Annotated in this window: 18 protein-coding genes; 11 read left to right on the top strand and 7 right to left on the bottom strand. The window is 54.8% G+C overall.

Annotation, left to right across the window (positions count from 1 at the left end; genetic code table 11):
- The first annotated feature begins 76 nt into the window (after positions 1–76).
- Positions 77–1,036, top strand: coding sequence for a DMT family transporter (locus tag IV493_RS16530; protein ID WP_013359792.1), 960 nt, complete (start codon positions 77–79; stop codon positions 1,034–1,036).
- A 923-nt stretch (positions 1,037–1,959) separates the two neighbouring features.
- Here IV493_RS16530 and IV493_RS16525 read toward each other — a convergent pair.
- A complete protein-coding gene (locus IV493_RS16525) occupies positions 1,960–2,355 on the bottom strand; it encodes a transposase (RefSeq protein WP_013359793.1) in 396 nt (131 codons plus the stop codon).
- A 524-nt stretch (positions 2,356–2,879) separates the two neighbouring features.
- Between IV493_RS16525 and IV493_RS16520 the strand changes: the two genes are divergently transcribed.
- A complete protein-coding gene (locus IV493_RS16520) occupies positions 2,880–4,136 on the top strand; it encodes an oligosaccharide flippase family protein (RefSeq protein ID WP_013359794.1) in 1,257 nt (418 codons plus the stop codon).
- A gap of 8 nt (positions 4,137–4,144) precedes the next feature.
- A complete protein-coding gene (locus IV493_RS16515; protein ID WP_013359795.1) occupies positions 4,145–5,095 on the top strand; it encodes an ATP-grasp fold amidoligase family protein in 951 nt (316 codons plus the stop codon).
- 54 nt (positions 5,096–5,149) lie between these two features.
- Here IV493_RS16515 and IV493_RS16510 read toward each other — a convergent pair whose 3' ends face one another.
- Both IV493_RS16510 and soxS read right to left on the bottom strand, forming a co-directional pair.
- Positions 5,150–5,431, bottom strand: coding sequence for a YjcB family protein (locus tag IV493_RS16510; RefSeq protein WP_013359796.1), 282 nt, complete (start codon positions 5,429–5,431; stop codon positions 5,150–5,152).
- A gap of 255 nt (positions 5,432–5,686) precedes the next feature.
- A complete protein-coding gene (gene soxS, locus IV493_RS16505; RefSeq protein WP_195857463.1) occupies positions 5,687–6,112 on the bottom strand; it encodes a superoxide response transcriptional regulator SoxS in 426 nt (141 codons plus the stop codon).
- A 100-nt stretch (positions 6,113–6,212) separates the two neighbouring features.
- On the opposite strand from soxS, the gene soxR reads away from it, so the two are divergent.
- The 4 genes from soxR to IV493_RS16485 all read left to right on the top strand — a co-directional run bounded on the left by soxR (position 6,213) and on the right by IV493_RS16485 (position 10,907).
- Positions 6,213–6,698, top strand: coding sequence for a redox-sensitive transcriptional activator SoxR (gene soxR, locus IV493_RS16500; RefSeq protein ID WP_013359798.1), 486 nt, complete (start codon positions 6,213–6,215; stop codon positions 6,696–6,698).
- A 39-nt stretch (positions 6,699–6,737) separates the two neighbouring features.
- Complete coding sequence (locus tag IV493_RS16495) at positions 6,738–7,403, top strand: glutathione S-transferase family protein (RefSeq protein ID WP_095706362.1); 666 nt, start codon at positions 6,738–6,740, stop codon at positions 7,401–7,403.
- Between the two features lie 359 nt (positions 7,404–7,762).
- Positions 7,763–9,112, top strand: coding sequence for an NCS2 family permease (locus IV493_RS16490; RefSeq protein ID WP_095706361.1), 1,350 nt, complete (start codon positions 7,763–7,765; stop codon positions 9,110–9,112).
- Positions 9,113–9,257: 145 nt separating this feature from the next.
- The gene (locus IV493_RS16485; protein WP_013359801.1) at positions 9,258–10,907 is read left to right on the top strand and encodes a Na+/H+ antiporter; all 1,650 of its coding nucleotides are present in this window, start codon (positions 9,258–9,260) and stop codon (positions 10,905–10,907) included.
- A gap of 45 nt (positions 10,908–10,952) precedes the next feature.
- Here the strand turns inward: IV493_RS16485 and IV493_RS16480 are convergent, their stop codons facing one another.
- Positions 10,953–11,855 (bottom strand): LysR family transcriptional regulator, encoded by a 903-nt coding sequence (locus tag IV493_RS16480; protein ID WP_195857462.1) that lies wholly within the window; start codon positions 11,853–11,855, stop codon positions 10,953–10,955.
- A 103-nt stretch (positions 11,856–11,958) separates the two neighbouring features.
- Between IV493_RS16480 and IV493_RS16475 the strand changes: the two genes are divergently transcribed.
- The 3 genes from IV493_RS16475 to IV493_RS16465 all read left to right on the top strand — a co-directional run bounded on the left by IV493_RS16475 (position 11,959) and on the right by IV493_RS16465 (position 13,758).
- Positions 11,959–12,384, top strand: coding sequence for a CidA/LrgA family protein (locus tag IV493_RS16475; RefSeq protein ID WP_013359803.1), 426 nt, complete (start codon positions 11,959–11,961; stop codon positions 12,382–12,384).
- The gene (locus IV493_RS16470; protein ID WP_013359804.1) at positions 12,377–13,072 is read left to right on the top strand and encodes an LrgB family protein; all 696 of its coding nucleotides are present in this window, start codon (positions 12,377–12,379) and stop codon (positions 13,070–13,072) included. The genes IV493_RS16475 and IV493_RS16470 overlap by 8 nt, the downstream gene beginning before the upstream one ends.
- A gap of 140 nt (positions 13,073–13,212) precedes the next feature.
- Positions 13,213–13,758 carry a YfaZ family outer membrane protein gene (locus IV493_RS16465; protein WP_013359805.1) on the top strand — a complete coding sequence of 182 codons (546 nt, stop codon included), beginning with the start codon at positions 13,213–13,215 and terminating at the stop codon, positions 13,756–13,758.
- An 81-nt stretch (positions 13,759–13,839) separates the two neighbouring features.
- On the opposite strand, the gene IV493_RS16460 is transcribed toward IV493_RS16465, so the two are convergent.
- From IV493_RS16460 to acs, 3 genes are all read right to left on the bottom strand, one after another.
- The gene (locus tag IV493_RS16460) at positions 13,840–15,495 is read right to left on the bottom strand and encodes a cation acetate symporter (protein WP_013359806.1); all 1,656 of its coding nucleotides are present in this window, start codon (positions 15,493–15,495) and stop codon (positions 13,840–13,842) included.
- Positions 15,492–15,821 (bottom strand): DUF485 domain-containing protein, encoded by a 330-nt coding sequence (locus IV493_RS16455; RefSeq protein ID WP_013359807.1) that lies wholly within the window; start codon positions 15,819–15,821, stop codon positions 15,492–15,494. The genes IV493_RS16460 and IV493_RS16455 overlap by 4 nt, the downstream gene beginning before the upstream one ends.
- 140 nt (positions 15,822–15,961) lie before the next feature.
- Positions 15,962–17,917: an acetate--CoA ligase gene (gene acs / locus IV493_RS16450; RefSeq protein ID WP_095706360.1), complete on the bottom strand. Its 1,956-nt coding sequence runs from the start codon at positions 17,915–17,917 to the stop codon at positions 15,962–15,964.
- Between the two features lie 585 nt (positions 17,918–18,502).
- Between acs and gltP the strand changes: the two genes are divergently transcribed.
- Complete coding sequence (gene gltP / locus IV493_RS16445) at positions 18,503–19,804, top strand: glutamate/aspartate:proton symporter GltP (protein ID WP_013359809.1); 1,302 nt, start codon at positions 18,503–18,505, stop codon at positions 19,802–19,804.
- The last annotated feature ends 456 nt before the right edge of the window (positions 19,805–20,260 follow it).

The raw sequence follows: 20,260 nt of genomic DNA, 5'->3' as shown, positions 1-20,260 counted from the left end.
ACCACCGCAATCTGCTACAAGCATTTCCCGCCCGAACCCGCCACACTCTGCCAAAAGTCTGTATAAGGAAGAAATCATGTTTGCGGGAATTATGTTTGCCGTCACTGCCGGACTGATGTGGGGGCTAATCTTTGTCGGGCCGCTGCTGGTGCCGGACTATCCTGGCGCGCTGCAATCGGCGGGACGTTATGTGGCGTTTGGGCTGATTGCGCTACCGCTGGCCTGGCACAGCCGTCGTCGTCTGCGTCAGCTGTCACGCGCTGACTGGCTTGAGGCCGTAAAGCTCTCGCTGGTGGGAAACCTCTTTTACTATGCGTTTCTGGCGAACGCCATTCAGCGAACCGGCGGGCCGGTCTCCACCATGATTATCGGCACGCTGCCGGTGGTGATCGCCGTCACGGCTAATCTCTGTTATGGCCATCTTGAAGGACGATTGCCGTGGCGGCGGTTGTTCCCGGCACTGGTCATGATGGCGGCTGGCTTGCTTTGCGTGAACGCGGCGGAGCTGCAGAGTCAGGGTGCTACGCTGGATCTCAGTCGTTATCTGACCGGTATCGTGCTGGCACTATTGGCGGTAGTCTGCTGGACCTGGTATCCGCTGCGTAATGCCCGCTGGCTGCGTACGCATCCCGAACTGCGCCCCTCAACCTGGGCTACCGCGCAGGGGCTGGTGACGCTGCCGATGGCACTGATCCTGTACGCGCTGGTCAGCGTTCAGCTCGCCTGGCAGCAGCCCGATTTTTCGCTGCCGTTCGGGCCGCGACCCATGGTATTCATCGCATTGATGCTGACGATTGGCCTGCTCTGTTCCTGGCTGGGTACCTTATGCTGGAATGCTGCCAGCCAGCGTCTGCCTACCGTACTGATGGGACCGCTGATCGTTTTCGAGATACTCTTTGGCCTGTTATGGACTTTTCTCTGGTATCAACGCTGGCCGCCGCAGCTCACTCTGATGGGCATTGTTTGTCTGATGGCGGGTGTGATCTGGGCAATGCGCATCAAACCCCAACCCCAGGTCGTCGCGATTAAAGAGTAAACCGTAAAGCTCACCTGAATGCCTTTACCGCGCGGACAAGACGCCGCGCGGCTTTTTAAGATTAAACCCTATCCTGATTTGCTCGCTCTCCGGCAGATTTATACCGCGAAATCGATTTCATGGTTCCGCACTGTTGTCCGGTATCCCCCGATAACCCCCTTCATCCTCCCTTTGTCAGTAAAAAAACGGCCCTTTCTGGCGGCTGAAAGTGGCCTGTTCCAGCGCTGGCAACCGTTCACCGGTCAGATATCGGTCATTAATCAGGAAAAATAGCGCAGCATTATGGACGTTACGCTTTTATCCAGTGCTGTTTATTGCGTTATGGACCTGAGAAAAGGGGACTAAAAACCACCATTAACTTCACTCAGTGATAAATGAGTAAGAGAATTCCGCCGCTGCGTTAATAATTAAAGATTAATCTCTGGCATCAATGATGCGCAATGAAGAGAGTCAAAAGATAGACCCATAACGTTAGTGATAAGGAGTAATAAACTATTTAACCCGGATTAATCCTGGAGAAAGTTAATGCAATAAACCCATCATCGGGAATTAAAGCGCAACCGCAAAATTTCAGGCAGGTCCATCATTAACTCAAATTTACGGTGATTAATGTTTGTGCGATGTTTAAAGTGGCTTAATGATATTGAGACGATTTAGTTCCGACGATTAGCAGGACTAAACTAAAAAAGGGAAGGCCCAATCCCGCGTAAACGAGATTGGGAGGGGAAGATAAGGCGTGGAATGCGAGACTTTTGCTGTTGTGAATCAATTTTACCGCAAAAAAAGAAGCTTAGCCGTGAAGCCATTCATTAGTTATAAATGGAGCGGAAAAGGGTGCCGCAATTGTCCTGTTAAATGATCTTCATCTCTTCTGGTAAGAACAAATCTCAGCGTTAAGTCTAAAAAGCGCGGTAGCATTAGGTTTAGCGATTCTCCGTGCCTGACGGATAGTGGTATACGCTGCGGCTGATATCTAATAAGCGGCAGCTGCGGCGGGTGCCAATGTCGAAGGTGGTCTGCAGGAAATCCACAGCCTGTCGTTTTTCATTAGTAGTAAAGAAGTGCTTCAGAACGCTCTGCAGCATCTCTTTGTCCGAGTTGAGCGTCTGCAGTTCACGTGTGACATTCTGCAGTTTTTCTTCCAGCTCCTTGATTTTTCTGCCTTCTTCCGAAGACAACCCAGAAAACTTCTTTTTCCAGCTATAGAACGTGGCTTCAGAGATGCCTAACTCTTCACAAATCTCTCTGACTTTCACGCCCGATTCAGAAGCTTTAATGGCATTTGTGATTTGATCTTCGCTGTATCGTGACTTTCTCATAAATGCTCTTACCTTTCTTATCGATTAATGGATGAGAATGACTTTAATAATTTCTGGCACTGTAAGATTTTATTAAGGCAGTATTAAAGTGCGCGAATTGAATTGCGAAGCCTAAATTAAGATATTTAGAAGAAATATCATCATGGGATAAATCTTATTTTATTCTTATCCGGGGGGCGTGCCTTCCTGGAGGCGGGTTTTTGTTATAAATTCATCGCATCCAAAATACGAAAAAATTCTACGTACAGTGGATATTTAGCTTCGCCGACTTGATTAATATGCCGGTATGGCTGTTTAAGGTTGTTTTATTTTCAGCCTGAAATCGTTTCCATCAGAAGTGATTCGCGCCATTTATAATAAGAATTATCCTGAATTCACTCTCCGGATCATGATTTACATCTCAATTTTCGGACCAGTTTGGTCTGAAGTCATACATTTTCGCCAGGCCCACTGAGCGCTTATTAATTCGTTACAGGGATGTTGTACCGAAGCGGTTGTAGTTGAGTAATACTAAGGAAGAGTCGATGAAATTGAGCGTAATGTCTAATGCCGCCTGGATGATGTCTGAGAAGATCATCTCCGTTTTTGGCGTCATTTTTGTGACGTCTTACGTGGCTAAATCCTTTGGTCCAACGGTGTTTGGCCAGATGGCGTTTTCTACTTCACTATTTGCCATGGTGCAAACCGTCGCAATCTTTGGCACCGAAACCATTCTGTTTAAGCGCGTCAGCAAAAATGCGTCGAAAGGCCTGCGCCTGATGACCATCGCCCGTACGCTGCGCATGGTGCTATTGCTGGTCACGTCGGTGCCAGTCTTAATTTGGGTCTGGTACAACATGCAGGAAAACTTCCTGGCGTTTGCACTGGCCTCATTTGTTGCCTCGGTTTTTGTCACCCAGGACACCTTCAGCGTTTATAACAACGCACGTCTTGCTTCGCGTCTTAACACCATCGCTAACGCTGTGGGCATGCTGCTGAGTTTCGGCATCAGCTTTACCGTCGCCTGGCTGCGTCTTAATCCGCTCTGGCTGACGCTGTCGATTGTTGCCGTGACGCTGGTGCCTTACCTGATCAAGCGTCACAACTTCTATCAGGACCATCAGGATCAGATGCCGCCGCGCGAAAAGCGCACCGCCTATCTGCGCTATCTGATGTATGCCGGTCTGCCGCTGGCGATCTCCAGCATCTTTATCTCGGTGCAGGTTAAAGCGGCGCAGATGTTTCTGGCAGGCACGGCGCCTGCGCGCGACCTCGGTCTGTTTGCGGCGGCAAATACCATTTCCGCCTCCTGGATTTTTATCCCGGTTGCGCTGATCACCTCCTGCTTCACTGAAATCTTTAGGGAGCGCGGCGAGGTGGCTATTAAGCTGGCTGCCCGGCTCAATGGCTACGTTATGGCAGTTTCATTGCTGATGCTGCTGGTCATTTCGCTTTACGGCGAGCAGATCATCATCGCGTTGTACGGACCGGAATACACACAGTCAGGAAGTCTCATTACGTTGCTGTCGATAGCGACCAGCTTTTCGGCAATGGGGACTGTAGCGTATCGCTACATGGTCAAAGAGGGAGGATTTAACTACTTGCTGAGGAAAATCATCTGCCTGATGGTCATCAGTCTGCCGCTCTCCTGGTGGTTGATCCAGGGTCACGGCATCATGGGGGCCGCGTGGAGCGTTTTCCTTTCAGAACTTTTGTCCCTGACCGTAATGAATTACTTCTTTAAAAACGGCGTCATTCAAAAGATTCAGGTTTCCTCACTCAACTACAAAACATACAAATGAGGTCAGATATGCTCAAGTTGAAAGAAGAACTCAGAAAAAGTGTGCAGTACTTTATCAAGAAGATGCCCTGGGCTTATCAGGACCGCATCTACTACTTCCATAAGTTCAGAAAGCTGCCCAATCTGCGTCAGCCAAAAGTGTTCAACGAGAAGGTGTTGTACCGTAAGTTTATCTTCGGCGATTACCAGAACTACGGTCGTCTGTCAGATAAGTACTCGGTGCGCGAATTCATTGCTGAAAAAATCGGTAATGAATACCTGATCCCGCTGGTACACGAAACCACTGACCCGACCACGCTGAACAGCCTGCCTTGCTGGAAGGGAACGGTGATCAAGCCGAACCACGCTTCCAACATGGTAGAAATTCTGCTGGAAGAGCCGGACGCGTTGCGCAAGCAGCAGATCATTCATGACTGCTATCGCTGGCTGAAGACCGACTTCGCCAACGAAGCGCGTGAGATTCACTATCGCTACATCAAGCCACGCATCCTGGTTGAGAAGTACATTGGTGATGGCAAAAGCGCGCCGATCGATTACAAGTTTCATATGTTCAACAAGCGTGATGGCCGGTTCGAATATGTGCTGCAGGTGATCTACAACCGCTGTCAGCCGCTGCTGTCGATGAATTTCTACGTGAATAACCTCAATGAGGCCTACCACAAGATTCGCGATACCGGTCTGGATGTTTCACCGATTATGCCGTCACTGGAACATGCGCTCGAACTGAGCAAAAAGCTGGCCAGTGATTTCGACTACGTGCGTGTGGACTGGTATATCCATGACGAGCACATCTACTTTGGCGAACTGACCTTCACCCCAGGTGCAGGGCTGGTTACCGGATTGGATCGTGGTTTAAACCAGATGATGGGAGATATGTGGATTCAGGACCGCCGCGGAACGCAGAGCCCGGGCGTTACAGTGCAGGATGTTAATATCCCTGCCATGTTGAAGAAAATTTAAGTTCACACAGCAATATAAAAAACCCCGCTAAGCGGGGTTTTTTATGCGTAAAAATCAGGGCATCGGCCAGTCAGCAGGCGCCTGGCTCATCGCATCAATAAAGGCGTGCTTTGAGATTTCCACGAAGTTGTGCACGTTTTCCATGCTCAGGGTAATGCCCATCAGACCGGTAACAAACCAGCAGGTCATGCCTAAACCAATCCCGCCACACATAAAGGCCATCACGTGACGGCTGTCCTGACGAAGTTTGGTTTTCAGGGTGCTGGCAAAAAACATCATGATTGCGCTCAGCAGTTCCCAACGCATAACAAGAAAACTGGCGGTTAACGTAGCCATCGGCCGGACCTCAATATCAGTAAGTATTCCTGACAATCTGCGGACATCACCGGCGACAAAAAAGTGTGTCAGGTAGGACTTTTTTGCCGTCAACCCAGGTTCAAAGTGTGACTTGGGTCACATTATATCACCCGATTTTAAATTTTGAACAAAATTTGACTCTTGTATGGTAGTGACGTGCGGAAAAAGTGAGCAGCAGAAGAAGAACGGCGGGGGAAATCAGGCAGATGCGCCCGGAGCGGGCGCAGCAAAGAATTAACGGACCGGGCAGCACTCGCCGGTGGTGCGCTGGGTAAAGCTGGTAATGCCGTCGTTACAGCCAAAACTCAGCAGGCGAGGGCGCTGAATCGTCTGGCGGCGCATGGTGTGGCGGTAAGCGGTCGGGGTCTGTGAAAACTGACGACGAAACACCCTGGAGAAGGTCTGCTGCGAGTCATAGCCATATTGCATCGCGATATCAAACACCGGACGCTGTGTCTGCGATAGCGCTTCTGCGGCCAGCGTCAGGCGGCGCTCACGAATATAGCCACCCAGCGTCTGTTTCGTCACGGAACGGAACATACGCTGCAGGTGCCATTTCGAATAGCCTGATTTTGCCGCAACCTCATCAATCGACAGGCTCTTATCGAGGTTCTGGTCAATCCAGTCCGTCAGGGAATGAATGATCTCTTCTTGCATCATGGCCTCATCCTTCTGGTGCTTAATAAGGGGTAATGGGAGTTTAGGGGTTTCAATGGAGAAGGAGTATAATTCCTCAAGTTAACTTGAGGTAAAGGGTCTGATGAAAAAAGAACGCAACTATCCAAAACCGGTTTTAACACCCGGTGAAGTGGCGCGCCGCAGCGGTGTGGCGGTCTCGGCGCTGCACTTTTATGAAACCAAAGGCCTCATTTTCAGCACCCGTAACAGCGGTAATCAGCGCCGTTACAGCCGCGACGTGCTGCGACGCGTGGCGATCATCAAGATTGCGCAGCGCATTGGCATCCCGCTGGCGACGGTCAGCGACAGTCTTGACCACATTCCGCCCGATAAGCGCATGTCGACGACGGAATGGGATGCGCTGACCCGGCACTGGCGCGAAGAGCTGGATAAGCGCATTGAAACCCTGACTCGCCTGCGCAATGACCTGGATGGCTGTATCGGCTGCGGCTGCCTGTCGATGCGCGACTGTCCGCTGCGCAATCCTGGCGACCGGCTGGGTCAGCAGGGCTCGGGTGCAGTGCTGCTTGACCCGGAACAGGATGATAAACATCCACCTGTGGAGTGATGTCTATACTTGGTGAAGGTCAACACACAGGGAATCATGATGATCACCGTTCACCATCTTGAAAAATCGCGCTCGCATCGGGTGCTGTGGCTGCTGGAAGAGCTGGAAGTGCCGTACCAGATTAAACACTATCAACGCGAACCCACCATGCTGGCCCCGGAGGCACTAAAAAAAGTGCATCCACTGGGAAAATCGCCGGTCATTACTGACGGAAACCAGGTGGTAGCTGAATCGGGTGCTATTCTCGAATACCTTGAAGAGAAATATGATCGCGAATTCCGGCTGAAAGTGAGTGATGAGGCGTCACGGTTACAGTGCCGCTACTGGCTGCACTATGCTGAAGGCTCACTGATGCCGCTGCTGGTAATGAAGCTGATCTTCGGGCAGATGGGCAAAGCGCCGGTGCCGTGGCTGCTGCGTCCGGTCGGCGCGGCATTTGGCAAAGGGGTGCAGAAGGCGTTCCTGGATAAACAGCTTAAGCCGCACAGGCAGATGATCGAACAGCATCTGGCGACGCATCCCTGGTTTGCCGGTGAGCGTTTCACCATTGCGGATATCCAGATGAGCTTTCCGCTGCTGGCACTGGCGCGCCGTGCCGGACTCGATCAGATGCCCGCCACCGGGAAATGGTTGCAGACGGTGCAGCAGCGCGCCGCCTGGCAACGCGCGATTGCGCAGGGCGGCGAGCTTTCGCTGCCAGGTTAATCGTCTCTCTCCACCGGCGCGTGCTGTACGATCACCGCTGCGCCGGTGTGAATCCTCTCTTTATATGACATTAAGTTTATGGCCTCAGCGTTTCAGACTGGCTTCCGCCGGGTGTCGGCCAGCCTGTTACGCCCAATCTTTATGCCAAAGAATCTCCCTCTTAGAGTTGAAAACGTGGCGCTAAACGCCGGATAATCGCATGCCTTTTTATCTGGCCGCTTTTGACGGCTAATTATCTGCGGCAAGGTAAACGTTTGCCTGGCGGGTTAATCCCGACAGTGACGCCGTTTACCCGCTTATTCCAGGGACAGCGATGGTCGCAGAGCGATCCACACAACAAAAATTTTTGAGGCTCAACTATGTCAACTGAATCACGCCCGGCCAGTGGAAAACTGGACGCCTGGTTCTCGATCTCGGCGCGCGGCAGCAGCGTGCGTCAGGAAATTCTGGCCGGACTCACCACCTTCCTGGCGATGGTTTACTCCGTCATCGTGGTACCGGGAATGCTGGGCAAAGCCGGTTTCTCCCCCTCCGCCGTGTTTGTCGCCACCTGTCTGGTCGCCAGCTTTGGTTCCATCCTTATGGGACTGTGGGCCAACCTGCCGATGGCGATTGGCTGTGCCATCTCCTTAACCGCCTTTACCGCTTTCAGTCTGGTGCTGGGTCAGCATATCAGCGTGCCGGTGGCGCTGGGCGCAGTGTTCCTGATGGGCCTGCTGTTTACGCTGATCTCCGTGACCGGCATTCGTGCCTGGATTTTGCGTAACCTGCCGATGGGCGTGGCGCACGGCACCGGCGTCGGGATTGGCCTGTTTTTGCTGCTCATCGCCGCTGATGGCGTGGGTCTGGTGGTAAAAAACCCGGCTCCGGGCCTGCCGGTAGCGCTGGGTCACTTCACCACTTTCCCGGTGATGATGACGCTACTGGGACTGGCCGCGATTATCGGACTGGAGAAGCGCCGGGTACCGGGCGGCATCCTGCTGACCATTATCGCTATTTCGCTGCTCGGCCTGATCTTTGACCCGTCGGTGACCTGGCAGGGACTGTTTGCCCTGCCGAGCCTGCGTGACGCCAGCGGTCAGTCGCTGCTGTTCAGCCTCGACATCATGGGCGCGATGCAGCCTGTGGTGCTGCCCAGCGTGCTGGCACTGGTAATGACGGCTGTTTTTGACGCCACCGGCACCATCCGCGCGGTCGCAGGGCAGGCTAACCTGCTGGATAAACAGGGCCAGATTATCAATGGCGGTCGTGCGCTGACCAGCGACTCCGTCAGCAGCCTGTTCGCAGGTCTGGTAGGCGCGTCACCGGCTGCGGTTTACATCGAATCGGCGGCAGGAACGGCGGCGGGCGGTAAGACCGGCCTGACCGCGATTGTGGTGGGCCTGCTGTTCCTCGCCATCCTGTTTATGTCGCCGCTGGCTTATCTGGTTCCCGCTTACGCGACTGCGCCTGCACTCATGTATGTCGGTCTGTTGATGCTCAGTAACGTGGCGAAAGTCGACTTCGGTGATTTTGTCGATGCGATGTCGGGCCTGCTCACGGCGGTGATCATCGTGCTTACCTGCAACATAGTGACCGGCATCATGATCGGTTTCGCCAGCCTCGTAGTGGGGCGTCTGTTCGCCGGTGAATGGCGTAAGCTCAACGTCGGCACCGTGATCATTGCCGTCGCGCTGGTGGCGTTTTACGCCGGTGGCTGGGCGATCTGACTGTATAACCGGGCGTGCGACTGCGCGCCCGGAATTTTTCACTTTTTTCCCGCCCGGCGCACGCGTAGCTGACAACCTTCACCGCCGTTTGTTTTACACTTTAGCGCTTAACCAATGATTGAAAGAAACGACGCCTAAGGAAAGCATGGAAATCTTTTTTACTATTCTCATCATGACGCTGGTCGTGTCGCTCTCTGGCGTCGCGGCCCGCATTCTCCCTTTTCAGATCCCGTTGCCGCTGGTGCAGATCGCCGTAGGTGCGATGCTGGCCTGGCCCACGTTTGGTCTGCATGTCGACTTTGATCCGGAGCTGTTTCTGGTGCTGTTCATCCCGCCGCTGCTGTTCGCTGATGGCTGGAAAACGCCGATCAGTGAGTTCCTGCATCATGGTCGAGAGATCATCGGCTTAGCACTGGCGCTGGTGCTGATTACCGTGATCGGTATCGGCTATCTGATCTACTGGATGGTGCCAGGTATCCCGCTGATCCCCGCGTTTGCGCTGGCGGCGGTGCTGTCGCCGACCGATGCCGTGGCGCTCTCCGGCATTGTCGGTGAAGGCCGCATTCCCAAGAAGATTATGTCGATCGTGCAGGGTGAAGCCCTGATGAACGATGCATCGGGCCTGGTATCACTGAAGTTTGCCGTGGCCGTGGCCATGGGCACCATGGTATTTACCTGGGGCGGTGCCAGCGTTGAGTTCATGAAAGTCGCCATTGGCGGCCTGATTGCCGGTGTGGCCATCTGCTGGCTGTACGGGAAATCACTGCGCCTGTTCAGCCGCTGGAGCGGGGATGACCCGGCGACCCAGACCGTGCTGCTGCTGCTGCTGCCGTTCGCTTCTTACCTGATTGCCGAACATCTGGGTGTCTCAGGCATCCTGGCGGCCGTGGCTGCCGGTATGACTATTACCCGTTCCGGTATTATTCGTCAGGCACCGCTGGCTATGCGCCTGCGTGCTAACAGCGTCTGGCAGATGCTGGAATTCATCTTCAACGGCATGGTCTTCCTGATGCTGGGCCTGCAGCTGCCGGACATTCTGCAGACCTCTATCGACCAGGCGCAGGCCGACACCAACGTCGAGCTGTGGATGTTGTTCGCCGATATCGGGCTGGTCTATGCCGCGCTGATGCTGGTGCGTTTTGGCTGGCTGTGGATCATGCAGCGTCTGAGCAAACGCCTGTTGAAGAAGAAGCCGCTGGAGTTCGCGAACTACTCGCTGCGTGAGCTGCTGATCGCCACGTTTGCCGGGGTGCGCGGGGCGATTACCCTGGCGGGTGTGCTGTCGATTCCACTGTATCTCACCACGGGTGATCCCTTCCCGGCGCGCTATGAGCTGGTGTTTATCGCCACCGGCGTGATTCTGGTCTCATTGCTGGTAGGGGTCGTGATCCTGCCGATTCTGCTGCGCGGCATTGATAGCATCGATAAAGGTGCCCATCGCCGTGAGCTGCAGAATGCCCGTGCGGTGATGGCGGGTGCCGCCATTGAAAGCCTGCATAAGATGGAAGATCGGCTGGAGAATGAGTCGGAAGAGAACATCGATCCGGAACTGCTGAAAGAGGTCAGTCTGCGCGTGATTGGCAACTTACGCCGTCGCGCTGAAGGGAAGAATGATCTTGAGCATGCGCTTTACGCTGAGAACCTTGAGCGTCGCTTCCGCCTGACCGGGCTGCGTGCCGAACGCGCAGAGGTCTATCATCTGCGCGCCACCCAGCAGATCTCCAATGAGACGATGCAGACGTTACTGCACGACCTGGATCTGCTGGAAGCACTGCTGATCGAAAAAGAAGAGTAAGCCCTGACCTGCACGCCTGCACATTCATGCAGGCGTGCCAGCTTTTCACACCGACAGGCGCGGTGGTTCATCCGGCCAGTGCTCGCGACAACAGTTGATCCACGCCTGCGCACTGCGCGACAGATAACTCCCTTCCCGCCAGATCAATCCCAGACTCCACTTCAGTTCCGACTCCAGCGGCAGCCACAATAATGACTGCTTATCCAGCCGCTGACAGATCGGCTCCGGCAGAATCGCCAGCCCCATCTCCGCCTGCACCATTGCCGCCAGAAAATCCCACTGACCGCTGCGCACCGCCACCGTTGGCGTCAGGTTAAGCCGCTGAAACGCCTGCATCAGCTGGCGATTCAGCGAGAACTCCTCATTGAAAATAAGTAAGGGATGCTCTGCCAGCTCTGCCAGTCCTACCTGCTGGCGGCTGAGCCACTCCGGGCGGCGCGGCAACAGCACGCAGAGCGGATGATGCATCAGGGGCAGCGTGTTCAGCGGCAGCTCAGGGTCAACCGGCAACGCAGTCAGGGCAATATCCAGACTGCCCGCCAGCACCGCCTGCTGTACAGTCAGGCCGCCGAACTCTGAAATTTTCAGCTTCACACCGGGATAGCGACGGCGAAAGGCGGAAATCGATCCCGCTATCTGCATACCCACCATCGGCGGAATACCGAGCCGCAGCTCGCCGGTTTTGAGCTGGTTGATGTCACCAATCTCCGCCTCCAGCTGATGAAACTCCTGCAGGATCGCCAGGCCGCGCTGATAAACTGCCTGGCCGCTGTCGGTAAGGTACAGACGACGGCCATCTCGCAGGATCAGCGTGCAGCCCAACTCCTCCTCCAGCTGACGCAGCATTTTGCTGATGGTCGGCTGGGTGACAAACAGCTTTTGCGCCGCACGGGTAAAGCTCTGCTGGCGGACCACTTCAGTAAAGTAACGCAGGGCGCGGACATCCATAACTATTCCTTTAAGGCATGATTGCGATAATTTTAATTCATTTTTTTCACCTTGTGCTGGCGTTTTATACTGGTGACATCAATTTAATCGGGGAGACAAGGTGATGGCGTCAGCACTCACTTTACGCAGCAACCGTGCCATGCAGTGGATCAGCCTGCCGCTGCAGCTGGGTTTCTATATCGGCCTGTTTGTCGCCTGTGACCGGCTGGTGAGCTGGCTACATCTGCCGCTGCCCGCCAACATTGTCGGGATGCTATTGCTGCTGGCGTTAATCGTGACGCGGGTTGTGCCGCTGAACTGGGTAAAAGCCGGATCGCGCTGGCTACTGGCCGAGATGCTGCTGTTCTTTATTCCGGCGGTGGTGGCGGTGGTAAATTATGGCGATCTGCTGCGGGTCGATGGCTGGCGCATCTGCGTGGTGATCGGCGTCAGCACGCTGCTGGTGCTGGCCTCCACCGCCTGGGTGGTGGATCGGCTTTATCACTATGAAGTCGCGCGCGCCGCGCGTAAGCAGGATCCTCATGCGTGATTTTCTGCTCAGCCTGCTGTGTGTGGCGGTTACGCTGCTGGTGTATGCGCTGAATAAACGGCTTTACCGCCGCTGGCGGACGCTGCTGTTAATGCCGCTGGTGATGACGCCGCTGGTGCTGGTGGCACTGCTGCTGCTGACCCACATCAGCTGGCAGGATTACATTGCAGAAAACCACTGGCTGCTCTGGCTGCTGGGCCCGGCGACGCTGGCGTTTGCGGTGCCGGTCTATGAGAACGTGGAGATTATAAAACGCCACTGGCTGTCACTGAGCGCGGGTGTTCTGACCGCCACGCTGGTCGCCGTCTGCAGTTCGGTCTGGCTGGCGCGGCTGCTGACGCTGCCGGAGTCGATCCAGCGTAGTCTGGCGGTGCGATCCATTACTACGCCGTTTGCGCTGGCCGCAGCCGGACCGATTGGCGGTCAGCCCGATCTGGTGGCGCTGTTTGTGGTCATTACCGGCGTGTTTGGCATGGCGGTGGGTGACGTGCTGTTTCTGCGCATCGCGATTAAGCAGGGGGTGGCGAAAGGGGCCGGGTTTGGGGCTGCGTCACACGGTGCCGGCACAGCTCGCGCTTATCAGCTTGGGCAGCAGGAGGGCGTCGTCGCCAGCCTGGTCATGATGCTCTCGGGCGTCGTGACCGTGATACTGGCTCCGGTGATTGGACACCTGATGTGGACAATATAGTCTACACTGCGTTGCGCAGGGACAGCTGTAATTCTGAACGCGACACGTATTTTTACGTAAAGTTTCCCGGATTTTGTTGTCTCCCCGTTTCAGGCTGTTAACCTTGCGGCCGAATTAATTGTCCTTCACGGAGTGGAATCATGTTTAAGCAACTTGTTACCGGGAGCGCCCTCGGGCTGGTTTTACTGAGCGGTGCCGCTCAGGCGATTGAAGGGAGTGTTGATGTCAGCGAACACAACACCAACCTGAATCTGGGTCTGGGCACCACTACCCCCGGTCTGTTTCTGAAAGGTAACTGGCTGCGTAGCGACCATGACGGCAGCACCTACGGTGCCGGTCTGGGCTACAACGTTGACTTCGGGCCGCTGCGTCTGGCGCCGACCGCAAAAGCGATCTTCACCCATCCTGAAGATGGAAAAGATGGGTTTGCGGTGGCGGTGGGTGGTGCAGCGCACTACAGCCTGAACAGCATGTGGGGCCTGTATGGCGAATATTATTATGCGCCAGAGTCGTTCACCGATCAGCTCGACAGCTATCAGGAAGCCGCTGGCGGCCTGAGCTTCACGCCGGTTTCACTGCTTAACCTGCGTGTGGGTTATCAGTACATCGAACTGAACAACAAAGATGGACGCAAAGATAACGTGCTGGTCGATGGCCCGTACGTGGGTGCATCACTGCGCTTCTGATTCTGCTGCGTGAAAGAAAAGGGCGACTACCCAGGTAGCCGCCCTTTTTTATTGTCCGATCGTCAGGAATGAAAATGGCGATCAGTGCGCTTTGCCCTGTTCAATGCCGGTACCGGTCTGCGAACGAATAAATTGTGCGCGGAAGCGTGAACGCTCCTCTGCGCCCTGCTGCGAATGGTCGGTAATCGAGAAGAGCCAGATACTGACAAAGGCCACCACCATCGAGAACAACGCCGGATACTCATACGGGAAAATCGGCGTGGCGTTGCCCAGCACCTGTACCCACACGGTCGGGCCGAGGATCATCAGGATAACCGCGGTCAGCAGACCGAGCCAGCCGCCCACCATCGCGCCACGCGTAGTGAGTTTTGACCAGTACATCGAGAGCAGGATGATCGGGAAGTTACAGCTGGCCGCAATCGAGAAGGCCAGCCCGACCATAAAGGCGATATTCTGCTTCTCAAACAGTATTCCCAGCGCAATCGCCACCACGCCCAGCGCCAGCACGGTAATTTTGGAAACCCGCAGCTCATCTTTCTCGCTCGCCTTGCCTTTACGATAGACGCTGGCGTAGAGGTCATGCGACACCGCTGATGCACCCGCCAGGGTTAAGCCTGCGACTACCGCCAGAATCGTGGCGAAGGCCACCGCAGAGATAAAGCCCAGGAAGGTGCTGCCGCCGACCGCGTTAGCCAGATGCACTGCCGCCATATTGGTGCCACCAATCAGCGCGCCGCTGGCATCTTTGAAGGCCGGGTTCGCACCCACCAGCAGAATCGCTCCGAAGCCGATAATAAAGGTCAGGAAGTAGAAGTAGCCCATAAAGCCGGTGGCCCAGAAGACGCTTTTGCGCGCCTCTTTGGCATCCGCGACGGTGAAGAAGCGCATCAGAATATGCGGCAATCCGGCCGTACCAAACATCAACCCCAGCCCCAGCGACAGCGCCGAGATAGGATCTTTGACCAGCCCGCCAGGCTGCATGATCGCGATGCCTTTGGGATGGACCGCCATCGCCTCGGTGAACAGTGTGTTAAAGCTGAAGTTGGCCGCTTTCATCACCATTATGGCCATAAAGGAGGCACCAAACAGCAGCAGCACCGCTTTGATGATCTGCACCCAGGTGGTCGCCAGCATGCCGCCAAACAGCACATACATCACCATCAGAATGCCGACCAGAACCACCGCCACATGATAGTTAAGACCAAACAGCAGCTGGATCAGTTTACCGGCTCCCACCATCTGGGCGATCAGGTAGAGCGCCACCACCACCAGCGAACCGCAGGCTGACAGCGTACGGATCGGCATCTGCTTCAGACGATAGGAGGCGACATCGGCAAAGGTGTAGCGGCCCAGGTTGCGCAGCCGCTCGGCGATTAAAAACAGAATCATCGGCCAGCCGACCAGGAAGCCGAGCGAGTAGATCAGCCCGTCATAGCCGGAGGTGTAAACCAGCGCCGAAATGCCCAGGAACGAGGCCGCTGACATGAAGTCACCCGCCATCGCCAGGCCATTCTGGAAGCCGGTGATATTGCCGCCTGCGGTGTAGTAGTCGTTACGCGAACGGGTTCGCTTTGATGCCCAGTAAGTAATCCCCAGGGTGGCACCGACGAAAATCGTAAACATGATAATCGCCTGATAGTTAGTCGCCTGGCGCTGCACCGCACCGGTGATCGCATCGGCGGCCAGCGCTGAAAACGGCAACATTAAGGCCAGCAGCCATAAGGTGAGACGGGTCATGATTTCACCTCGCTGAGGATCGCTTTGGTTAAACGGTCAAACTCACCGTTGGCGCGCCAGACATAGACGCCGGTCAGCACAAACGACATCACAATCAGCCCGACACCAATCGGGATACCGCGCGTGACGTTGGTACCGGCATGCAGCGGCGTGCCGAGCCAGCCGGGGGCAAATGCAATCAGCAGGATAAAGCCGACATAGAGCACCAGCATGATCAGCGACAGCAGCGTCGCGAACGCCTGGCGCTTACGGACTAACTCATGAAAACGGGGATTACGTTCAATCTGCTGATTGATTGCATCCTGATTCGAAAGGGCGTCATTCATCACATTTTCTCCAGAGGGCTTGCAGGCGAGAACCTCACGACAGGGCGCGGATTCAGCTGGTTATAATTTTTGTGACTAGCGAAACAGACTGCGTAGGGCGGGTGTGGCGGGAAGCGATCTTCCCGCCGGACAGCGTGCGCTTAAGGCATTTTGATCGACTGTTTCTCCTCAAGCAATTTTTCGACAACGCCAGGATCGGCGAGGGTAGAAGTGTCACCCAGGTTACTGGTATCGCCGGTGGCAATTTTGCGCAGAATACGGCGCATGATTTTGCCGGAGCGGGTTTTCGGCAGTGAGTCGGTCCAGTGCAGTACATCCGGCGTGGCGAGCGGGCCAATCTCTTTGCGGACCCACTGACGCACTTCGGTGTACAGCTCGGGCGACGGCTCTTCGCCGTGATTCAGCGTGATATAGGCGTAAATCGCCTGACCTTTAATGCTGTGCGGAATCCCGACCACGGCCGCTTCGGCAATTTTAGGATGCGACACCAGCGCCGATTCAATCTCGGCAGTGCCAAGACGGTGACCGGAGACGTTGAGCACGTCGTCGACACGTCCGGTGATCCAGTAGTAGCCATCTTCATCGCGACGGGCACCGTCACCACTGAAGTAGACGTTTTTAAAAGTGGAGAAGTAGGTCTGCTCGAAACGGTCATGATCGCCAAAGAGGGTGCGCGCCTGTCCTGGCCAGGACTCGGTGATCACCAGATTGCCTTCACAGGCACCTTCCTGGGGCTGACCTTCGTTATCCACCAGCGCCGGTTGCACGCCAAAGAAGGGTCGGGTGGCGGAACCTGCTTTCAGTTCGGTCGCACCCGGCAATGGCGTGATCATGAAGCCCCCGGTTTCGGTCTGCCACCAGGTATCCACTATCGGACAGCGGCTGTTGCCGATTTTTTTGTAGTACCACTCCCAGGCTTCCGGGTTAATGGGCTCACCGACCGATCCCATAATGCGCAGGCTGCTGCGATCGGTACCTTCAATGGCCTTGTCTCCTTCGGCCATCAGTGCACGGATGGCGGTGGGTGCGGTGTAGAGCAGGGTGACTTTATGTTTATCGACCACTTCCGCCATACGGCTCGGCGTTGGCCAGTTCGGCACCCCTTCAAACATCAGCGTGGTGGCACCGCACGCCAGCGGGCCATAAATCAGATAGCTGTGTCCTGTTACCCAGCCGACATCGGCGGTACACCAGTAAATGTCATCCTGATGATAATCAAAGACGAACTTAAAGGTGGTGGCGGCATAGACCAGATAACCGCCGGTGGTATGCAGCACGCCTTTGGGTTTGCCGGTAGAGCCAGAGGTATAAAGGATAAACAGCGGATCTTCCGCGCCAACTTCGGCTGCAGAGTGGTTGGTGCTGGCGTCCCGCATCAGGTCATGCCACCACCGATCTCGGCCTTCAACCCAGCCTACATCTTTGCCGGTGCGCTGGAACACCACCACGTTTTTCACGCTGGTGACATTCGGATTTTTTAACGCGTCATCGACATTTTTCTTCAGCGGAATACTGCGACCGGCGCGGATCCCTTCATCGGCGGTAATCACTAGCGAGGCGCTGGAGTCGACGATGCGGCCAGCGACCGCTTCCGGTGAAAAGCCGCCAAAGATCACGGAGTGAACGGCACCGATACGCGCACAGGCCAGCATCGCCACCGCCGCTTCCGGCACCATCGGCATGTAGATCGCCACCACGTCGCCTTTTTTCACTTCCAGTAACTCAAGCACATTGGCGAAGCGACAGACTTCAGCATGCAGCTGGCGGAAGGTCAGGGTTTTGCTTTCGCTGGCGTCGTCGCCTTCCCAGATAATCGCCGGGTGATCGCCGCGCGTCGCTAAATGACGGTCAAGGCAGTTTGCCGCCAGGTTGAGCGTGCCATCTTCGTACCAGCGAATGTTAATGTTACCTGGCGCAAACGAGCAATTTTTCACCTTGCTGTAAGGTTTAATCCAGTCAAGGATTTTGCCCTGTTCGCCCCAGAAACTGTCTGGATCGTCGACAGATTGCTGATACATCGCCTGGTACTGTTCAGCCGTAATCAGGGTGTTTGCTGCAATGTTCTCTGGAACGGGATGTTTATGTATTTGGCTCATGGCGGATCTCCTTGAAGATGTTAATGATATGTCAATCAATGGTTAATTGAAGCCTGCGCCATAGCTTTGTTTCTTTTTTGCGCCACAGATCACGAGATAAACCTCTTCGGGAGAAGCGTGAAGCCGTTCTGATATTTCCGGTTAACTCTCTGGCGGCGAGGGGGAATTAAGAAGCGGTGTCATCCGGGATTAGACTGGATAAAAAGCAAGCAAACGCGCCGGACGCGTTTTTAACCCACTCTGCATAGCTATGCGGAAATTCATCTAAGTATTACTTTTCATAACAGCAGGTTAGGGATTTTTACTTCCGGCAGCACTTTATGCTACTCAGGTGGCTAACTTTTAATCGGATTCGCCAGGGGTTGCATTTACCACAGTGAAAATGGTACTTATCTCGCCCCTGTTCTGCAGGTATCAACTCAGACCGCGTCTGAAAATGGGTATGGGAATCATCAGATTTTCATACGAGGCGCTGTTTCTAAACACCCTCTAATTTACCGGGCTTTTTGCTCACTCCCTGTGTGTATTGTCTTCTGCACCTTCGCAGTAGAGAGAAACGGGTTTTGACTGAGGAAATTACGCGTTATGAAAGGTTTTAAAATCAGCCTGGCCTGGCAGATTCTGACAGCCCTGGTGCTCGGCATCGTTGTGGGTGCTGTGTTGCATAATCAGCCAGACAATCGTGAATGGTTAGTCACCAACATTCTCAGTCCTGCAGGCGATATCTTTATTCATCTTATCAAGATGATTGTGGTACCGATTGTGATTTCATCCCTGATTGTCGGCATCGCTGGCGTGGGTGATGCAAAGAAGCTGGGACGCATCGGCGTCAAAACGATTCTCTACTTTGAAGTGATCACCACCATTGCCATTGTGGTCGGTATTACGCTGGCCAACGTATTTCAACCCGGCACCGGCATTGATATGTCAACGCTGGCAACGGTGGACATCTCTAAATATGAAGCCACAACGGCAGAGGTACAGGGCGGTCCGCACAGCCTGGTGACCACCATTCTGTCGCTGATCCCGCAGAATATTTTCGCCTCTATGGCGAAGGGCGACATGCTGCCGATTATCTTCTTCTCGGTGCTGTTTGGCTTAGGCCTGTCGTCACTGCCGTCAGAACAGCGCGATCCGCTGGTGAACCTGTTCCGTGGTATCTCTGAAGCGATGTTTAAAGTGACGCACATGATCATGCGTTATGCGCCGGTCGGTGTGTTTGCGCTGATCGCGGTGACGATTGCTAACTTCGGTTTTGCCTCGCTGTGGCCGCTGGCTAAGCTGGTGCTGCTGGTTTATGCGGCGATTCTGTTCTTCGCCTTTGTGGTGCTGGGCGGGGTAGCGCGCTTCTGTAAGCTGCGCATTACCACGCTGATGCGCATCCTGAAAGATGAGCTGATTCTCTCTTATTCCACGTCCAGCTCGGAAACCGTGTTGCCGCGCATCATGGAGAAGATGGAAGCTTACGGCGCGCCGAAAGCGATCACCAGCTTCGTGGTGCCGACCGGTTATTCATTTAACCTGGATGGTTCAACGCTGTATCAGAGCATCGCGGCGATCTTTATTGCGCAGCTGTACGGCATTGACCTGTCGCTGACTGATGAGATTGTGCTGGTTCTGACGCTGATGGTGACCTCGAAAGGGATCGCTGGCGTGCCAGGCGTATCCTTCGTGGTGCTGCTGGCTACGCTGGGCAGCGTCGGCATTCCGCTGGAAGGTCTGGCGTTTATCGCCGGTGTTGACCGCATCATGGACATGGCGCGTACCGCGCTGAATGTGGTCGGTAACGCGCTGGCAGTGCTGGTGATTGCCCGCTGGGAAAACCAGTTCGACGCCGAACAGGCGAAAGCGTATGAGCTGCAGCTGCGGACGCAGACGGCAAGCTGAGAACAGCGCTAACGTAAAAAAGGGCTCAACGAAAGTTGGGCCCTTTTTGTTTGTGCGGCTTAGTTCTTACCTGGTCAATAGAGCAGAAATGAAAGATCAGCCTTTGTGCCGTTCAGTCGGGCACAAAGGCAGGCTGCGTAAAGTCGGCATAAACCCGTCCCTGGGCCTCGGCCGCCGGTTACTCGCCTCATCCATGAGGCTCGCCCGCAAGCGGGCCAGCGCTTTACGTTGTTCAAAAACGCTCCAGGCGTTTTTGTCCATGCGGCGGATGCTTTACTCCGCTACTCATGTTTATTCGCCACACTTGTTCGAACAGCAGTAAAACAGCCTGAGGGAAGAAAAGGTTCACCTGAAGAGTAAAGCGTCCCACGCCAGGGACGGCGTGGGACGAGCGTCATGGATGACGAATGCGTCTTTACGATCAGGTGAACCTTTTCTGACCGGCTCCGATTTCCC

The organism is Pantoea sp. SM3640 (assembly GCF_015654165.1).
Lineage (GTDB): Bacteria > Pseudomonadota > Gammaproteobacteria > Enterobacterales > Enterobacteriaceae > Pantoea > Pantoea vagans.
This window is presented reverse-complemented; position numbering and strand designations above follow the sequence as displayed.